Source organism: Dickeya sp. MK7 (genome assembly GCF_000406305.1).
GTDB classification, from domain to species: domain Bacteria; phylum Pseudomonadota; class Gammaproteobacteria; order Enterobacterales; family Enterobacteriaceae; genus Dickeya; species Dickeya fangzhongdai.
On record NZ_AOOO01000056.1, the window covers coordinates 1 to 820 of the forward strand.

An 820-nucleotide genomic window follows, 5' to 3' on the forward strand; every position below is an offset into this window, starting at 1 on the left:
CTGCCTCGTACCGAGGTGCCTGAGCGACGCTCTACCGGGATAACCCCCAGATACGCCGCCACCTGCTCCGCGCTCCTGAAGTGACCGCCCCGGATGGTGGCTAACATATTCCAGCCGATTTGGTCGCCAACACCATCAATCGATTTCAGGAGCTTCAGGTCGTTTTTTAGTCCGGGATGCTTGTCTATGTGGTCTTCTATCAGTCGCTCAATACGTTCCAGTTCACTCTTTACATGCCGCACCATCGAGTCCAGCGACGCCACAACCTCTTCCGGGACCTGTGTGGATGCTAACGTGCTCAGCCGATTTTCTATGCGTTGTTTATCACTCAGCAGACTATCCCTGTGCTGGAGTAATGCCTTGAGTTTCCTTATTTCTGGCGAAGGCGGGCTCCAGCCCTCCGGTTGGCGCAAACCGCCATAACAGGCCAGCACATAGGCATCCACTTTATCCGTCTTCGTGAGTATCCCCATTCCCCTGGCGAATTCACGCAACCGATGAGGGTTTATCACGGATACGGCAATGCCTGACTGATGAAGACCATAAGCGAGGTGTTCGTGATAAACCCCCGTGGCTTCCATGATGATATGGGCCTGACCCGGGTCACATTTTTGTCGCGTTAGCCATTCAGCCAAAGCCTGAACGGCGTTGGGGCCATTGGGTAACGTTTTCGTCTTCCGTTTACCTTTCATGCCATCAGCTAACAAACACACATCGACAAAACGCTTACTGATATCAATACCAACGTAATACATAATGATGTCCCCTTTCACTGAAGCCATCACGCCCGTTCCGCTTGTACATTCAGAGTCAGTGCTCT

1 protein-coding gene is annotated in these 820 nt (G+C 52.4%); it reads right to left on the reverse strand.

The window, feature by feature from the left end:
• Positions 1 to 755, reverse strand: a 755-nt coding sequence (locus tag DXXMK7_RS00065) for an IS110 family transposase (RefSeq protein WP_038917308.1), incomplete at its 3' end; no start/stop codon positions are given.
• Positions 756 to 820 lie beyond the last annotated feature (65 nt).